The organism is Parasediminibacterium schistidii (genome assembly GCF_046546515.1).
Taxonomy (GTDB): domain Bacteria; phylum Bacteroidota; class Bacteroidia; order Chitinophagales; family Chitinophagaceae; genus Parasediminibacterium.
The window spans coordinates 17,411-35,332 of record NZ_JBKHKJ010000037.1 but is presented as its reverse complement, the minus strand read 5'-3'; the positions used below and the strand labels follow the sequence as shown (position 1 = coordinate 35,332).

Below are 17,922 nucleotides of genomic sequence, written 5' to 3'. Positions count from 1 at the left end.
CTAACTAAAAAACAAATGGCTACTTATAATAATACACCTCAAACTTCAAGTTAAAAATAAAATCAAGTATTCTACAATCGTTAGGTAATTGCTAGTTTCTATCCGGGACACATTCAATTATTCATCAAACCAATAATTTTCCTTAAATAATTTGTAATAAAACTTTTGTAATAAATAAAATTATTTTATAGATTTTATTACAGACTTGTAATAAAAACAAAAGAATAAAATAAATTATTACAAAATAATTATTACAACTTGAATTCAATTCCTGAACTATCATTATGCAGTATTATGGCATATATTGATAACCTATTTTTCTTTTCTTCTTATTCTATTAATCTTAGTGCCTCTTTTTGTCATTGTGCCTTTGTGGTAGATTAAGCAAACTTGTTGCTGACGCCCATTTTCACAGAAACATATACATACCCTCCTCATTTTACCTTACTTTGCAAAATATCATACAGGCATGGAAGCACTCAGGGAACAATGGCTGATACTTATTTCAACCCCATTTTATATTTTTATCATCGTTGCCGAGATGCTGCTCTCGCACTGGCAGCACCGCCCCAAATACACGCTAAAAGACACGCTTAGCAATATTTACCTCATGCTGCTAAATGGCGGTATCGACCTTGCTTTCAGGGCTATTTATGTCTCTATTGTTTTCCAGTATTGCTACGCTCACAGGTTTGTTAGTTGGCAGAAAAACGCGGGCTACTGGCTATTGCTGCTGCTGGCAGAGGACTTTTTATATTATTGGCTGCACCGTTTCGATCATGAAATCCGCTTTTTCTGGGCCACCCATGTTACGCACCACAGCAGCCAGCAGTTTAATTTCTCCGTGGGCTTCCGTTCCTCCGTGTTCCAGCCTTTGTATCGCTTTGTTTATTTCATGCCCCTTCCTTGCCTGGGTTTTCAACCAGTAGACATCCTATTTATTTATGCGTCCACGCAAATATGGGGCATATTCGTACACACGGAAATGATTGATAAAATGGGGTGGCTTGAGCATATATTGGTAACCCCATCGCACCACCGTGTTCATCACGCATCTAACCCCAAATACCTTGACAAAAACATGGGCATGTTTTTGATAGTGTGGGACAAGCTGTTTGGCACTTTCCAGCAAGAACTAGAGGAAGCAGCCTACCAACCTATCCAATATGGGCTAACCAAAAACATTGAAAAACCAACAGCCTTTTCGCTTGTTTTGCACGAATGGCTGCAATTAGCAAAAGATATTTGCCAGAAAGGGTTGACAATTAACCAACGGCTTCAATACCTTTTTGGTCCACCGGGCTACAGCCACGATGGCAGCAGGCAAACAAGTGGACAAATGCGGGCGGAAGAAAATGACGAGAATAGCTATGCTGTTGATATTGAACCTTCAACTTGGGGTGTTCAGGAGGGTGTATAAAAGTGTCGCCATTAGCAACTAATGACTCGATGGGCTTATTACCCATTTTTGGTATATATCACCACCTTTAGGGAGAATATATGTTAATCGTCATTGACATATTTTTCATAGTTTACCAAAGTGTGTAATTCGGAATTCCGGGTACACAAAAACAGGTAACCTAAAAAACAGATTTATTTTTAAAATGTGGATAACTTTACAATGATTAATGGGTTACATTAAAAATACATTTTTTACAGCAAAAAGGCAGTTTTTTATACTTTTAACTGAAAACAATCATCTTTCACAGCATATTTTTTACATTAGTTAAAATACTAAAGGCAAAATCTATATATAAATTAAACTATTATATAATAACACTCTCCGAACACTAACCCAATATGAACTTTGTGTTAAAAATTTACTTTAACATTGTATTGTCAAATAAATATAAATAGTAATTGGCATCGGTTTTTAAATCACTCCCAAAAAAATATGCCTTTTACCATTTTCCGCACAATCCTCTACTAAAGATTGTGCCAAATGGCCTCTAACGATTTGTTTTTTGCTTGCTTGTATAACAGGTGCCTACAATTATTTTGTAAGCACCTGTTTTTTTTCTTCCACATCCTTTCCCCACGCTTTCCATAAAGTATTTTTTGGCAATCCATTGCCATTTACATTTGCACTTAATTAGCTTTGTGTTTTTTGTCACAAAGGCACAAAAACACGAAAAAGCAGAAACAAAAAGAATTTTAAGTCAAACTACTTAAAAGGTATTTGGTAACATAAAGCAGTTTCTTTTGTTCTTATGCTACGCATTATTTCCTTTGTAACAATTTGAGATTTCATGCCTTAGTGGCGAAAAAATGGTGAGTAGTAACGATTTTAGCAACTGATATATAATTATTGCACAATGAGTTTATTTCAAGATCAAAGCAGGGAGTTCCACAGCAGGCATATAGGTCCCAACAAAACCGATACCCGTAAAATGCTTGAAGTGATAGGTGTAGATAGTATAGAAGCATTAATTAGCAAAACATTGCCTGCATCCATCCGTTTGCAGCAACCGTTGGACTTGCCCGAGGCCGTTAGCGAGTTTACTTATCTGCAGGAACTAAAAGAAATAGCCTCCAAAAACAAAGTTTTTAAAAGTTATATAGGCCAAGGGTATTATGATACCATCACCCCAAGCGTGATACTCAGAAATATTTTTGAAAACCCGGGCTGGTACACCCAATACACACCCTACCAAGCCGAGATAAGCCAAGGAAGGCTGGAAAGCCTGCTCAATTTTCAAACATTGGTTTGCGATTTAACTGGGTTGCCCATTGCAAATGCATCCCTGCTAGATGAGGCAACTGCAACTGCCGAGGCCATGCACATGCTTTTTTACCATGCCAACAAAAGCGGGGCAGCTACTAAGCCAAAATTTTTTGTTGACACTGCCATTTTTACCCAAACAAAAGACGTTCTGATAACAAGGGCTGCACCAATAGGTGTAGAATTAGTTTTTGGCGATTATCATTGCACAAAAATAGACCATACTTATTTTGGGGCAATAGTACAGTACCCCAACAATGCCGGGAGCATAGAAGATTACCGTTCTTTTATTAATGAAGTTCATTCTGCAGAAGGGTTTGTGGTAATGGCCACAGACTTATTGGCGTTAACCTTAATTGCAAGTCCCGGAGAGCTTGGTGCTGACGTAGCTGTTGGGAGTACACAACGTTTGGGTGTACCATTGGGTTACGGCGGGCCACACGCTGCTTTTTTTGCCACGAAAGACGATTTTAAACGTGGGATACCGGGGCGGCTTATTGGCATAAGCATAGATACACAAGGCAATAGGGCATTGCGGATGGCTTTGCAAACCAGGGAACAGCACATAAAGCGTGAAAAAGCAACTTCTAATATTTGCACCGCACAGGCATTATTGGCCAACATGGCGGCTATGTACGCAGTTTACCATGGGCCAGAAGGGCTAAAACAAATTGCAGAGCGTATTGCTACGCTTGTTCAAGTACTTGCAGAGTCGTTGGATGAATTGGGTTATACAAATCTGAACACTTACTGCTTCGACACGCTAAAAATAAAAGTGGAAACAGCCAAGATACGCCCCATTGCTGAAAAAAATAATATCAATTTCCATTATATAGATGAAAGCCACGTTACTATTTCCTTGGATGAAACAACATCGCAAACAGATGTGCTGGACATTGCTTATACTTTTGCGGAATTGAAAGGCCTAGACGAGGCGACTATTAGTTTTGATAGCGACGATGCCATTACGGTTATCCCGTTCTTTGCCAAACGCTCTTCCCCTTTTCTTACCCAAGCTGTTTTCAACAGCCACCATCGCGAAAGCCAGATGATGCGCTATATAAAACAATTGGAAAACAAAGACTTGTCACTGAACACCAGCATGATTTCGCTAGGTAGCTGCACAATGAAACTGAATGCAGCCACGGAAATGATACCCGTAAGCTGGCCAGAATTTAGCCGCATACACCCATTTGCCCCTGAAAGCCAAACGAGGGGATACCAGCAAATAATAGATGAACTGGAAAGCTATCTATGCACCATCACAGGTTTTGATGCCTGTAGCTTGCAGCCGAATAGTGGCGCCCAAGGTGAATATTCAGGTTTGCTAACCATCATGGCTTTCCATGAGGCTCAAGGGAATACGCACAGGAACGTGGTATTGATACCCATTTCTGCCCATGGCACCAACCCCGCAAGTGCCGTAATGGCAGGCATGAAAGTGGTGGTGGTAAAAGGAACTGCGGAAGGGCATATAGACGTGGTAGACTTGCAAGAAAAAGCTGAATTGTATAAAGATACTTTAGCAGGCTTGATGGTTACTTACCCTTCTACGCATGGTGTATTTGAGGAGACAATAAAAGAAATATGCGCCATTATACATTTGCTGGGCGGTCAAGTGTATATGGATGGTGCAAACATGAATGCACAGGTAGGGCTAACCTCTCCTGCAGAAATTGGGGCAGACGTATGTCACTTAAACCTACATAAAACTTTTGCTATACCGCACGGTGGTGGTGGTCCTGGCATGGGGCCTATTTGTGTAAAAGAACATTTGAAGCCCTATTTGCCTGGTCATTTTATGCTGCCCGATGCCAACCATGCGGTATCAGCAGCACCTTATGGTTCGGCTTCTATATTACTTATTAGCTATGCTTATATAAAATTATTGGGTTTTGATGGCGTGAAACTGGCTACTGAATATGCCATTTTAAATGCTAACTATATGAAAGCCCGTTTGGAAAAATATTATCCCATTTTATACATTGGTACCAACGGCACAGCAGCGCACGAATTTATTGTTGATTTAAGACCATTTAAGACCAGTGCAGGCATTGAGGCAGAAGATGTGGCAAAGCGATTAATAGACTTCGGTTTTCACGCCCCTACCATGAGCTTTCCTGTACCCGGCACCATTATGATAGAGCCAACTGAAAGCGAGGACAAAGCAGAGCTAGACCGTTTTTGCGAGGCAATGATTGCGATTTACAAAGAAATAAAGGCTATTGAGGATGGTATTTTTGACAAAACAGACAATCCACTAAAAAATGCCCCCCATACACAGCAAATGGTTTGTACGGATGAATGGAGCCATGCTTATACAAGAAAAGAAGCGGCTTTCCCATTGCATTATGTACAGCAAAATAAGTTTTGGCCTAGCGTGGCAAGAGTGAACAATACTTTTGGCGACAGAAACCTTGTTTGTACCTGCGAGCCAACAGAAAGCTATATGGAAGCGTAATAAATGGGATGTTCTGCGCCGAATAGCAAAAAATTCTATTAAGGTACTAAGTCCAAAAAAGTGTAAATAATAACTCGCGCCCTGTACTTTTGTTGCCACTAATGCACGAATAGGCACGAATAATAAAACATTAGTCTCATTCTTGCATTAGTGGCAAATTCCTTGAAAGGCTTATTTTCTTAGAGGAAATATTTATAAATTAATAGTATTTTTTCAAAAAGAGATTTGCCACAAATAATTGTTTTATAAAAATTCTTTATGCCATCAAAATGGGCATAGATTAGTTTGAGTAACCAGGGAAGCACCTTGTTTAATTATAAACTTTCCATGGATGACACTACCCCCACAGTTCTCAACAAAATTTGCAGTTCTAATTTTACTGAAAGATGGTTGATATAGTATAAATCATATTCCAGCTTTTCTAAATTTTCTTCTGGAGTAGCCGTTGGGTTGTTTACCTGTGCCCAACCAGTGATGCCAGGCTTAATGATGTGGCGCAATGGATAAAAATTATTTTCAATTGCAAACTTATCTACAATATCCACCCTTTCTGGCCTAGGGCCAATCAGGCTCATGTCGCCTTTAAGCACGTTCCACAATTGTGGCAACTCGTCAATTTTAGTTTTCCTGAACAACTTGCCTAACTTGGTAATCCGCTTGTCGCCCCTCACTGTATGTACCTGATAACCCTCTGGGCTATAAATCATTGTCCTTATTTTGTATAAGGTAAATAATTTACCGTTTTTGCCAACACGTTGCTGGCTAAATATGGATGGTCCTTTCGACGTAAGCTTTGTAAGCACTGCTGCTATAAAAATAATAGGCAATACAATTGGCAAAGTAAGGGTTGCTATTAACAAGTCCATGAACCTTTTAATAGACAATAATTTGTTAGAGGGCTTTTCTACCATAGAAATAATTTCTTCGTCACTAATTTCGGCATGTACCATTGGACAACAAAAAGTGGTTTTTTCGTAAAATTCAACAATATTAATAATCCTCGTTGCAGGGATATCATAAAACTGTGCAAGGCTCAAAAACTGGTTCAATATCTTCTCTCCTACCCACTTGTCAATTACTACAAAATCGTAATGATTTTTCTTTAGATATTTTATAAGCTTGATATCAACTGGCCCACTCCAAAAGTTATAAGTATAACTTTTGCTAAACATTGGTTTCCTTATCAATTGTTTTGACAAAGTATCGGGGTTTACAATCAAGCATGTTTTCTTCTTTACGCTGCCTGTATGCTTTTTCTTTTTCCCATACCAAGAACCTTCGTATATGATAGTACGGAGATTTTGAAGATTGTTGCTAGATTTATTTACCGTTTCCAGAATAATTCAAGTTTTAGGTTTTTACAAAAATACCAGTATATGCCTTTACAAAAAAATATTATACCAATTATTTTACCAAAAAAGAGAAATACCATTTTAAAATCAATCAAAACTTGGTATTTGGCTTTTAAACCCAGCTAATGCCAAATAGCTAAATTGAAGATTGCATTTTAAATTAAAATGCTGCCCCTGTTGGTAAATTAATAAGTACTGCTCCTAGTAAATTTGTAACTTATAAGCTTTAAATTAAATCTTTTTCAATTTTTTAGGCATACATGCAAACGGCTCGCATTTTGTACACCCTAGAGCCGTACGAATAATGTTTCAATAAAAACCATACGCTCTATTTTCTAAACCAAAATTAAATATAGTCATTTTTGCAGCTTATGCCCACATTTATTCGGTGGAATAATTGAAAAAGTTGAAAAAGCACAAAAATTGATGCTTGCAAAAGCGGGCAACTATTCAGCAGTTTATAGTTGCCCGCCTTTAAAAAAAAACCTACCTACCTTATCAGTACGCTTGTGCCTTGGGCAGCCCTGTGCATACCATTTGCCTGTGTATATTCCAGCATCCAGATATAAGTGCCTGGCTGCTGCAGCACATCATTCACCTTGCCGTCCCAACCTTTAAATATATCGTGGCTCTCAAATAACAGGTTGCCAAAACGGTTGAATATCCTGAACGAAAGCGACCTCAACGCCCCACCGCCATAAGGTTTCAAAACACCGCTTTTACTATTGCTTGCTGGCACAAAGCCAGTAGGCACATACAGCGTGTCGCAACTGCCTTCATCTGGGAATGCCAAGGTAACAGGGAACTGGTCAACAACACAGCCTATACCATTATAATTGGTTATTGCATATTTGCCTGGCCGCAGGTTACTAACTATTGTGCCAGATGGATTGTGAACACCACTATTATTAAGTGTGAAGTTATAGGGCTGCTCTACGCTTGGGCCAGTTGCCGAAATCTGTATCCTGCCCGAATCTGTATTGATACAAGTAGGGTCTTTTGTTACAATGCTCACAGTAGGTTTTTTGCCCAATACATCTACAAGTTGCTGCGTAGGAGCCGTTCCACATTTATTTGTTATTCTATATTCAATTTGAGCAAAACCGGTGTCCAAGCCTGTTACTACGCCTCTAGTGCTTACAGTGGCAATAGTTGGCTGCAAGCTGCTCCATACGCCGCCAGCCTTTTGATCTGTTAGCAATGCTGTACCATCAATACAAAGTAAAACGGGGGCAGTAAAACTTGATAATGGCGGGTTTGCTTCTATTGGCAGTACAGCTGGCACTCTCGACACATTTACACTCTTTGGCACAGAAGTAGTGCCGCAGCCTGTAACACTATACAAGATAGTGGCATTGCCTTCGCTTGCAGCAGTTGCCACGCCAGTTGTTGGGTCAATGGTGATGATAGCCCTATTGGAACTAGACCATTTGCCGCCCGGTGTTACGTCCATAAATGTACCTGTACGGAAATTGTTGCCATCAGCACACAATGTGTCTATATCTGTTCCTGTAATGCTGGCCACCACAGGTGCAGGGGTTACGGTTATGGTTACGCTGTTGCTATTGGCAATAGCATTGCCAGCCACTAAGCATTGGGCATTGCTTGTCATCACGCAAGTAACCACATCTTGGTCTTGCAGGGTGCTGGAGGTAAAACTAGCATTGTTAATGCCTACCCCTTTCCCATTTAGCTTCCATTGGTAGCTTGGCACTGCCCCTCCATTGGTTGGCGTGGCGTTGAACGTAACTGTTGTACCTGCACAGATAGTGGTACTTGCAGGGCTAACAACGCTAACAACTACCGCAGGGGTAACATTTTGGCTTACCGTTATTATCGGGGTGTTGGTACTAGCCGCGGTATTTGTGGTTAAGCATGATGGCATGTCGTTGTTTGTAAGCACGCAGGTTACTTTGTTGATGGTACTTGTAAAGGTTACAGGATAGGTAGCACCCGTTACCGTTCTATCAACCACCCCATTTACCTTCCATTGGTAGGTTGGGCTAGTGCCACCATTTACTGGGTTAGCCGTAAGGGTAATAGATACGCCATCGCAAATGGTAGTATCGCCCGGGGTAATGCTTACAGACGGGGTTTGCTTGGTAGCCACAGCCATCTTAACTGCTGTGCTGGTAACGCTTGAAGCTGTAACGCAGGTATTTTGTACTTTAAGGGTACAAGTTACGGTGTCTTTGTCTTTTAAAGTTGTTGATGTATAGGTATTTGCATTAGTACCCACATTCACGCCTTTAACAGCCCATTGGTAAGTAGGGTTCGTGCCTTCGTTTGTGGTGGTGGCAGTAAAGGTAACGGATGTGCCTTCACAAATAGAAGTGCTGGTTGGGGTAACAATTATGGTTGGTGTTGCTTTAGTATTAACTGCCATGCCTATCTTGTTGCTAATTGCAGTAGCTGTAGTGGTACAGGCCAAACTGCTGGTAAGGGTGCAGGTTACTGTATCCTTGTCTTTCAGCGTTGTGCTTGTATATGTATCATTTATAGCACCGCTCATTATAGTGCCATTAATCAACCATTGATAAACTGGTGCTTTACCACCGTTTGTTGTCGAGGCCGTAAATGTAACGGAAGTGCTTTCGCAAATCGAATTTGAACCTGTTGTAATGGCTATCGAAACGCTAGGAGTAGCCTTACTATTTACAACTACTTTTACAGAAGGTGAACTAGCAGAAGCACATACTCCGCTGCTAACAACAGCCCTATAATAAGTAGTGGCAGAAAGGTTGTTTTCTGTCAGGCTTGCTGATGTGGCATTTGTGATATTCGTAAATGTAATGTTATCAATAGATGATTGCCATTGAATACTGCCAACACTATTTTTCAAATCCAAGGTTATGGTATTTGTGCCAACACAAAGCGTATCTGGTTTATTGATGGTGCCAGCCACAGGTATCGGGTCAACATAAATGGTTGCCTGAACAGAGTCAGCACAATTACCGTTTGATACGATGACTCTGTAATACATCGTGTCTGTAAGGTTGGTTGCTGTGTACTTGTTGGATGTTTCTCCCTGTATATCCGTAAATATAATGTTATCCGTAGACGACTTCCATTGAATATTACCAATACTCCCAGAAAGCGTTAGCAAAGTACTGTTTGTACCTGAGCATACGGTTGCCCCACCATTTATAGTACCCGCTTTTGCGGCTGGCACTACCTTCACAGTAGCATAAGCAGTATCGGAACAAATGCCGTTGGATACCACCGCCCTATAATAAACAGTTGTATTGAGGTTGCTGGCAGTGTAAGTAGTTGCTATTTCACCCGAAATATCTGCAAAAGCAATGCTGTCGGCAGACGACTGCCATTGTATGCTGCCGTTGCTCTTGGTAAGCGTAAGCAAAGTGCTGTTGGTGCCTGCGCAAACTGTAGTGCCGCCCTTGATGGTATCTGCTGTTGCAGCAGGTACTACCGTAATGGTGGTACTGGCAGAATCGGCACAAGTGCCGTTGGATACCACTGCCCTGTAATACATAGTCTGGCTGAGGTTGGTGGCGGTATATTTTTTTGCTGTGTCATTCGTGAGCTTCGTGAAGCTGATATTGTCAATAGACGACTTCCATTGTATCCTCCCCGTGCTGTCCGATAGCGTTAGCACTGTACTTTTAGTACCAGAACAAATGGTTGTTGCACCGTTTACGGTGAAGGTTTTTATTGCTGGCACTACCTTCACAGTAGCATAAGCAGTATCGGAACAAGTGCCGTTTGATACCACGGCCCTGTAATAAGCAGTCGTATTGAGGTTACTGGCAGTGTAAGTAGTTGCTATTTCACCCGAAATATCTGCAAAAGCAATGCTGTCGGCAGACGACTGCCATTGTATGCTGCCGTTGCTCTCGGTAAGCGTAAGCAAAGTGCTGTTGGTGCCTGCGCAAACTGTAGTGCCGCCCTTGATGGTATCTGCTGTTGCAGCAGGTACTACAGTGATGGTGGCACTGGCAGAATCGGCACAAGTGCCGTTGGATACCACTGCCCTGTAATACATAGTCTGGGTAAGATTGGTAGCGGTATATTTTTTTGCCGTGTCGTTCGTGAGGTTCGTAAAGCTGATATTGTCAAAAGACGATTTCCATTGTATCCTCCCCGTGCTGTCCGAGAGGGTAAGCACTGTACTTTTAGTACCAGAGCAAATGGTGGTTGCACCGTTTACGGTGAAGGTTTTTATTGCTGGCACTACCTTCACAGTGGCATAAGCAGTATCAGAACAAGTGCCGTTTGATACCACGGCCCTGTAATAAGCAGTCGTATTGAGGTTACTGGCAGTGTAAGTAGTTGCTATTTCACCCGAAATGTCTGCAAAAGCAATGCTGTCGGCAGACGACTGCCATTGTATGTTGCCGTTGCTCTTGGTAAGCGTAAGCAAAGTGCTGTTGGTGCCTGCGCAAACTGTAGTGCCGCCCTTGATGGTATCCGCTGTTGCAGCAGGTATTACCGTGATGGTGGCACTGGCGGAGTCGGCACAAATACCGTTTGATACCACTGCCCTGTAATACATAGTCTGGCTGAGGTTGGTGGCTGTATATTTTTTTGCCGTGTCGTTCGTGAGCTTCGTAAAGCTGATATTGTCAATAGACGACTTCCATTGTATTTTGCCTGCGCTGTCCGAAAGGGTAAGCACTGTACTCTTAGTGCCTGAGCAAATAGTGGTACTTCCAGTTATGGTAAAGGCTTTAATATTGGGTAGCACATTTACCCTAACTTTTAAGGTAGTATCCTTTCCGCAACTGCCACTTTGAACAATAGCCCTAAAATAAGTACTATCGGTAAGTGGGCCAATAGCAGTGCCTTTTAAAAGCGTGCTGGTATTGGCAATATCCGTAGTAAGGGTTTTAAAAGTGGAATCAGTGGAGCGTTGCCATTTTAATATGCTGCCTACATTGCCACTTATTTTTAAGTCAGCAGGCGTTGATCCTGCACATAATGTTTGGTTAGCTGCAATGGTTCCTGGCACAGTGGTAGAGTCAACCTGCACCACCACAATATTGCTCGAATCTGGATTTGGCACTGCACAGCCAACACTGCTGGTAAGTACACAAACAATGCTGTCTCCTTTTTTCAATGTGGTGGTGCTGTATTTGTTGCCCTTTTCATTTGCTATTACGCTCTTGTCCTTTAGCCATTGGTAAGTAGGGGCATTGCCCTCATTGGTTACCGTGCTGGTAAACGTAACATTAGTCCCTTCGCATATCGTTGATTTATCTGCAACAATAGCAACACTTGGTGCTACCGATGAATTTACCACTATCTTACTACTTTGCACCTTGCAGCCATTACCATACGTTACTTCCGCATAATAGTCCCCAGCAACCGCAGGAACAAATACAGTGTCAAAGGGAGCAGTAAGCCATGCCTGTACCCTGTTGTGCTTTGCGTCAACAACATATATACTTCCATCAGGGGTTAAGGTAAGGCCAGATGGCGAAGCTAAACTATCCCCATTTGCAGCACTTGCGTTTATAACCGTGCCACTAGTTGCATTGGGCACCCAAGATAATAATTGGTGTTTTGTATTAGTATAGACTAAAGGTGGAAAATAATTGGTTGCTGTAATATAGAGTAGCCCCGTATTTTCATCCACAACAACATCCGTGGGGTTAAGGTCGGATCCTAGATTTGCAACTGTTGTGCCTGGCCCTGCCGGGGAAGTCCATTTTTGGATACGATTATTGTTAAAATCGGCTACATAAACGCTTCCAGATTTGTCCACATATACGCCAGTTGGCAAGTATAAATGACCAGCATCTGTTCCAGAGCCATCTGCAGCACCTGCAACTTGTGTGCCTTGTGTCGCCTTGTTAGGCCATAGCATTATACGGTTATTATGTGTTGGGTCTCCACCCAAAAATGCTGGCCGATTATCACCAGCATCGGCTACATAAACATTCGAATCCTTGTCAACGAAAAGGTTTGCAGGGTTATTTAATTTATCTAAAGTGCTACCATGAGAAGAAGATGGGCCTGCTACAATAATACCCGTAAGGCTACCTGGCAAAAATTTTAATACACGGCTATTGTCTAAATCTACAACATATAATGAACCGGTAGAGGAGATAGATACTCCAAATGGGTGGTATAGTTGGTTTAATGCAGGTCCGCTCAGAACATTACCACCAGCTACCAATGTACCTGCCGTGGCTCCTTTTGGCCATTTCATTACCCTATTATTGTTGTAATCACCAACATATACATTTTTATTATCATCAACTGCTACGCCCCCCCCTTTGCCCTTGCCAAATGCTAAGGAGAATAAATCTAGCTGGTTAAGGGCATTACCTTGGCCATTGCCTCCTGCTACCGTTACCCCTACTGCTGCCCTTGTGCCGCCACTTACAGTTACAGTAGCCCCTGTTGTTGAATTTGTCCATACAAGGCTTGTTATTGAGTTTGGAAACCTTGCTATCAAGGAGTCTTTGCTGGCACAACCATTCCCTGTTACCCTAGCTGAGATAGATGCACCACTAATAAACGCATTTACGGTAATGGAATCTTCCGAGCTGCAACCTGTTGCAGTATTTACAATTTTAATATAGTATTTCTGGGCAGCAGTTACTTGTTTGGGTGTCGCGACCGGGGTCGTAAGCCCATAATCTGTAAAAAATGACAGTTGGTAAGCACTTGTATTAGAAATGGCTGTGGTGGTTGTTAAATCTACCGAAGTTACACCGCAGGCTGGGGTAATGTCGGTTGTGCCAATAGTTGGCAAAGGTTTTACCACGATAGCACCAGAAACGGCACTAACCACCGCCGGGTTGCAGGAACCACTCACCGTGCAATAATAATAAGTAGTGCCTGCAACATTGGATGGCGGCACAAAGGTGGCAGTATTGGCACCTGTAACAAGTGTTCCACCACTATTGGAAGGGCTAATGTTGCTATACCATTGGTAACTTTCAGCATGTGTTGCAGCAACAGACAAAGGCGTAAAACTGCCGCCTGCGCACAGGGTTTGTGTAGGCGTATTTTGGCTGGTGATTGCTGGTGTAGGGTTTACAATAACTTTAATGGAATCTTTAGCCACGGCCGTGCAACCGTCCTTATCTGTTAGCGACAAGGTATAAGCCTGTGTTGCAGTTAATTTAACTGTAGTGGGCAATTGCAAAGTGGCATCTACCAACTGGCTGGCTGGCGTCCAAGTATATACCACAGGTGCCAAAGCATTACTAATGGTTGTAGGCAGCGTAGCTGCAGTATTGCTACAAATACTGGTGTCATTGCCTAGGGTGATGGTGGGAAGGGGAGAACTTTTAACAACTGTAATACCTGTTAAAACTAAATCATCTAAACACCAGTTTTCATCTTTTCTATTGTCAGATGCAGTTACCCTAAACTGGAATTGGCTAGTATTTGCTGGCAAGTCAAAAGAAAATGCACTTGTATCGTTTACTACATCGCCTCCCCTAGTAGTGTCGTTTGAACCAACAACAAGTTTAATAGCTGGTAGTGTAGAAAATGAAAAAAGTTTATTTATATACCCTCCATATCTCAATACGGTTTGCCATGAACTACCATTATCAAAAGATACTTGAGCTATCAAGTCCTCATCCTTATCTACCCCTTGTGCTCCAGATAATGTGCCACTTTCATTAAGGGAGGCAATCTTAAAAGAAAAATTTAATGAATTATAAGTGGACAGCCCTGTGATATTAGCAAATGTAAATGTGTTCATGGTACCATATTCACCAGAACCATTGTTCACTGAGTAACTCTTCCTCAAATATGAATTACCAACTTTAGTTACTACACCAGACACATCCTTGCCTTTTGTACCAGGGGGAGTTTTGGTACTAATCTCAACAATGGGGCCCTCTGTGTACGCCCATTTTTTTGTAGAAGGGTAACCGCTAAAATCTTCATTCACTATTTGTACCGTATTTGTCCCCCCACTTGTAGGCGCAATTATACTAAACGTATCACTCTCCACGGAAATACCCTTCCCAACCATAGTTGCTATCAAAGATACCCCGTTTTGTACGCTTCTTGTAAAAACCACATTACTAAAAGTAGCAACCCCGTTCACAGCATTTATAGTATCAGACACAAAGCCACAAGCATTTTTTGCAGTTAAAGCTATTTTTCCTGTATAGTCAGTTACATTGCCATATTGCTGGCAAAATACCTGCACCTGCACAGCAGGAGACATGGCACTTCCTTGTGCACTTGTGGTAGGCTGTTGCACAAAGGATAATCCATCATAAGTATTACAAGTATTTTTAGGTTTTACAATAATGGCTCCTGATACATCACTTATTTTAGAACAGCCATTGTTGGTTACTACACAATAATAATAGGTTGTGCCTGCCACTGCCGTTGGTGGGGTGTAAGTGTTGCTAGTGGCACCGCTTATGGCTGCCCCCCCTGCACTGCTGCTCGTGCTGTTGCTATACCATTGGTAAGTAACGCCCGCAAGTGAGCATGAAACACTTAGCGGTGTTGCCAAAGCAGGTATAGTAATATTTTGATTGGCAGTAGATGGCTGGGTAGCAATAACAGGTAAGTCCACCACATTGATTGTAGTTGTTTTAGTTGCATCACAGGTACCAATGGCTTTGCCTGTAAGGGTATAGGTAAAACTTCCTGCCCCAGTTGTGGTTGTGTTTATGGCAACATTTTTGCCAGAAGTGGCAGTTAGGCCAGACGGGGATGCAGAAGAAGTCCAAGTATAGCTGTTGGCATTAGTACTATCTGCACCACCGCTTGCAGCCAAATTTACTTGTGTGCCAAGGCAAACAGTACCTAAAGAAGGATCTACTTTTATGTCAACCACGTTCACGCCTTTTTGTGGCTGCACCACATAGTCGCACGCATCGCCCCCAACGCCATCAAACATTAAATAATAGGTCTTTCCAATGGTTAGCCCGCTGGCACTTACCAATTTTGGGGCAGTGGTAGTGGGCTTTATCTGGAAATAGCAACCATATACATTTACGTTGCCGGAACCGCATGCGCCATCAAAAAAAAGCATCTGTACGCCATCTCCATTTTTGCTTGCAGTAACCCACACATAAAAGCTAACACTAGTAGCAGATGCCACAAATTGCACGAATGAATTGTTTTGGATACTTGCGCTACCAGTCTTGCAGTTGCTAAAAGCAGCATCAAGTTCTGGCCATGTATAAACATGCGATGCGTCAGGTGTGCTTCCACAAAGGCCATCAAAATTACAGACAAGCGGGGCAGTGCTACAGTCAGGGGCTGCCGTGCCACTACTAGTACAAGGTGGCGGCGGTGGGGTAACTTTGTCCTGTGGGCTCATACGCCAGTAAACGGACTTCCAGCCTGCGGGGCGAGGGGCGATTTCATTGTTCAATGTAGCTTTAGAGGCATTGCCACTAGAGGCTTCCTGGGCTATAACAATGCCACCTATAATTAAAAAAAACAAGGTGGTAAGCATTTTTCTCAACATGCAAATATTTTGATAAAGTAGATAAAATATTATTTATTGTATGAATCACAAAGCACGGTTATCGAAATAATTCCCCCGTTTTCGGAGCTGCCGCTTGCAAAACCTGCCAGGTAGGCTGTTCAGAATCAAGGGTGCTTTTTAGTACAATTTTTAGCTACTTACGCATGAGTAAATTTACTATTAAGTAGTCAAACTGCACCGTTCTTTGTGCCCTTTAAGTGAAACGTTTTACCTAAAAGAGAGCATCCTTTGTGTTTCTTTGCGAAAAACTTTGTGTGCTTTGTGGTTAAACCTTCGCTTAAAACTGTACGAAGTCTTTAAAGCCTATTCTGAACAGCCTACCTGCCAGGTTTCAAAAACCTGGCAGGTCTGAATGAGGGAAGTTATTTAAAAACGTTGTAAAGCGGAATATATTCAAAACAACACCGATACCCTTTTCATTGACCCTGCCCTCTTAAAATACCTGAAGCATATTGGGCAGAATGGGCAATGAAGTCTTGCCCAAGGCTGTAAAGCATGGCATTGGGCAAAAAATAATAGGCAGTTAATTTATTCATAGTAATCCATTTAAACGCTTAAAAAAGGCAAAATACCTTTAAAATTTCAAATGGCAAACTATGTGGAAGCAAAAAAGCGAAATTAATGATTTAATAATGCAGTTGTAAAATGATGATTTTTTAGTTTTACAGCAGCATTATTTGCATTTTTCAACCTAAAAACTAAAAAAAATACTTTTAAACAACAGATTACACACATTTAAACTAAACCATATATAATATTGAACCTTTTATGTAATATTTACACAATAAGTAATAAGCCCTGATTATCTTAATATAATTCTAAGAGGGCTTGGTTCTTGCCCCGCTCCTTCGGAGCTACCGTTCAGACACAATTCCCCTCTTGAGGGGTGGCCGTAGGCCGGGGTGGTCTCCTCACTATACAATGAGTTTTTTTTGCAAAAAAACAGGTTGTTCGCATATCCCTTGTCTTTTCTTTGCCCCTATTTTTTGCCCTTCTCTCCTTTCTTTGCCCCCATTAGGGGGTTGGGGGCAATTGGAACGTTTTATCATTTTTAGGAAGCAATTTGCTAAATCCCCTTCTGTTCTTTGTGTAAATCCTTGTGTTCCTTGTGGTTAAATTTATTTTTTAAACCATGTGTCCGCACAGTAGCTCCTTCGGATAGGGGTTGGGGTGTGAGGTCTTTAAAACAAATAGAATTAACTTAATTAAGTCCGCATACTTGGTTCTCGAAATACCGAGTTTAAACATTGGATACCGTATATTCAACAAATGCTGCCTATACAGAAAAATTATACAACATTTTCTTAAAAAAATGGCAAATTAACGTTAACTGCAAGACCTGTCAGGTAGGCTGTTCAGAATCAAGAGGCATTTTTCATACAGTATTCAGCTACTTATGCACAAGTACATTTACTGTTTAGTGGTCTAGCCGCACCATTCTTTGTGTCCTTTAAGTGAAACGTTTTACCTAAAAAGGGAGCTTTCTTTGTGTTTCTTTGCGAAAAACTTTGTGTGCTTTGTGGTTAAACCTCCGCTTAAAACTGTACTAAGCCTTCAAAGCCTATTCTAAACAGCCTACCTGCCAGGTAGGCTACTTCTTTTTTTAGGTGCTATTGAGTATATATCTCTATTTGTGATTCAGATTTTCCCCCATCATGGGGGCATTTTGGGACACTCATGGTGGCATATTTCCCCCATATAGGATTTTTATTTTGCACAGCTCCCAAATCAATCCCAACTTTGTAATATATGGCTCTTGTTTTCGTTGGTTCAACCCCTATTTTGCAGTTGACTTCGATATGAAAGGTTCAAATTCAATAAAGACAAGTGCCTGGACGAAGCCCGCAGGGTATAAGGCAAAAGGACTGAAAAGAGGTATTTTAGTATAAAAAGGCAATTAGGCATAGAATAAATTTTGATGCGTTTGCCGTGATCTTTGAAATAG

The 17,922-nt window shown here is 41.5% G+C and carries 4 protein-coding genes; 2 read left to right on the top strand and 2 right to left on the bottom strand.

What is annotated here, in order from left to right:
• The first annotated feature begins 469 nt into the window (after window positions 1-469).
• Both ACHFIY_RS17045 and gcvP read left to right on the top strand, forming a co-directional pair.
• The gene (locus ACHFIY_RS17045; RefSeq protein WP_410847327.1) at window positions 470-1,420 is read left to right on the top strand and encodes a sterol desaturase family protein; all 951 of its coding nucleotides are present in this window, start codon (window positions 470-472) and stop codon (window positions 1,418-1,420) included.
• 895 nt (window positions 1,421-2,315) lie between these two features.
• Window positions 2,316-5,183 carry an aminomethyl-transferring glycine dehydrogenase gene (gene gcvP, locus ACHFIY_RS17040; protein WP_410847326.1) on the top strand — a complete coding sequence of 956 codons (2,868 nt, stop codon included), beginning with the start codon at window positions 2,316-2,318 and terminating at the stop codon, window positions 5,181-5,183.
• A 314-nt stretch (window positions 5,184-5,497) separates the two neighbouring features.
• Here gcvP and ACHFIY_RS17035 read toward each other — a convergent pair whose 3' ends face one another.
• Both ACHFIY_RS17035 and ACHFIY_RS17030 read right to left on the bottom strand, forming a co-directional pair.
• The gene (locus ACHFIY_RS17035) at window positions 5,498-6,382 is read right to left on the bottom strand and encodes a sugar transferase (RefSeq protein ID WP_410847325.1); all 885 of its coding nucleotides are present in this window, start codon (window positions 6,380-6,382) and stop codon (window positions 5,498-5,500) included.
• Between the two features lie 643 nt (window positions 6,383-7,025).
• Window positions 7,026-15,956 (bottom strand): DUF8696 domain-containing protein, encoded by an 8,931-nt coding sequence (locus ACHFIY_RS17030; RefSeq protein ID WP_410847324.1) that lies wholly within the window; start codon window positions 15,954-15,956, stop codon window positions 7,026-7,028.
• Window positions 15,957-17,922: the final 1,966 nt, after the last annotated feature.

Coding starts and splice junctions, on each gene's coding strand:
- ACHFIY_RS17045 (WP_410847327.1), top strand. CDS start 470: ATGGAAGCACTCAGGGAACAATGGCTGATACTTATTTCAACCCCATTT.
- gcvP (WP_410847326.1), top strand. CDS start 2,316: ATGAGTTTATTTCAAGATCAAAGCAGGGAGTTCCACAGCAGGCATATA.
- ACHFIY_RS17030 (WP_410847324.1), bottom strand. CDS start 15,956: ATGTTGAGAAAAATGCTTACCACCTTGTTTTTTTTAATTATAGGTGGC.